Below are 1,398 nucleotides of genomic sequence, written 5' to 3' on the forward strand. Positions count from 1 at the left end.
CCCTGGCCACCGCGGCGTTCTTCCGCGAGCCCCGCCGGGTGCCGCCCGCCCGCACCGACCTGGTGCTCTCCGCCGCCGACGGCCTGGTCTCGCTGATCGAGCAGGCGTCGCCACCCCCCGAACTCGGCCTGCCCGACGGGCCGCGCACCCGGGTGAGCGTGTTCCTGTCCGTGCTCGACGTCCACGTCCAGCGCGCGCCCGCGACCGGGACCGTCGAGCAGGTCGCCTACCGGCCGGGCACGTTCCTCTCCGCCGATCTGGACAAGGCGAGTGAGGACAACGAGCGCAACACCCTGCTGCTGCGCACCGACGCCGGACACGACCTCGTCGTCGTGCAGATCGCCGGGCTTGTGGCCCGTCGTATCCTCTGCGACGTGTCCCCGGGTGCGAAGCTGGACGCGGGTGCGACCTACGGGTTGATCCGCTTCGGTTCGCGCGTGGACACCTACCTGCCGCCCGGCAGCCGACTGCTGGTGCGCGAGGGACAACGCACCATCGGCGGCGAGACCCCGCTCGCCGAGCTCCCAGCGACGAAGGACTGAACCCCATGGCCCGGACCACCCCCGGAGTCCGGTTGCTGCCGAACGCGGTCACCGTGCTCGCCCTGTGCGCGGGACTCTCCGCCGTGCAGTTCGCCCTGTTCGGCGAGCACCGGCTCGCGATCGGCGCGATCGGGATCGCCGCCGTGCTCGACAGTCTCGACGGCCGGATCGCCCGGCTGCTCGACGCCTCCTCGCGGATGGGTGCGGAGCTCGATTCGCTGTCCGACGCGATCTCGTTCGGGGTCGCCCCCGCGCTGGTCCTCTACGTCTGGTTCGGTGAGCCCAGCCGCCTCGGCTGGGTCGCCGCGCTCATCTTCGCGGTGTGCATGGTGCTGCGGCTCGCCCGGTTCAACACCCTGCTCGACGACGCGGAACAACCGCCGTACGCCAACGAGTTCTTCGTCGGGGTCCCCGCCCCGGCCGGTGGTCTGCTCGCGCTGCTGCCGGTCATCGCCACCCTGGCGTTCGGTCCGGGCTGGTGGTCGGCGGAAGCGACCGTGTGGCTGTGGACCGTCGCCATCGCGCTGCTGCTGATCAGCCGCGTGCCCACGCTGTCCCTGAAGAAGCTGCGGGTGCCCGCCAAGGCGGTGGCGCCCCTGCTGGTGTTCGTCGGCCTGGCCGCCGCCGCCACGATCCAGTACCCCCTGCTGGTCCTCACCAGCGTGCTGCTGCTGTATCTGGGGCACCTGCCGTACTCGGTGTACCGGTACCGGTGGCTGGCCCGCCATCCCGAGGCGTGGGAGGTGCCGTCGCGGGAACGCCGGGCGATCCGCCGGGGACGCACCCAGCGCAAGCTCGGGCTCCGCAGACCGCAGTTCCGCAGGGTCGCCGGGGTGGCCCGCCGCGCGGTGCGCAG

At 72.7% G+C, this 1,398-nt stretch carries 2 protein-coding genes; both read left to right on the forward strand.

All coding sequences use genetic code 11. From position 1 onward, the window contains the following. On the forward strand, positions 1 to 542 hold a 542-nt coding region (locus SACHA_RS0109745), incomplete at its 5' end, for a phosphatidylserine decarboxylase (protein ID WP_019809285.1). 5 nt (positions 543 to 547) lie between these two features. Next, positions 548 to 1,398 (forward strand): CDP-alcohol phosphatidyltransferase family protein (locus tag SACHA_RS21310; RefSeq protein WP_019809287.1); only part of this gene is annotated, 851 nt, incomplete at its 3' end.

Origin of the sequence: Saccharomonospora halophila 8 (assembly GCF_000383775.1) — a bacterium.
GTDB classification, from domain to species: Bacteria; Actinomycetota; Actinomycetes; order Mycobacteriales; family Pseudonocardiaceae; genus Saccharomonospora; species Saccharomonospora halophila.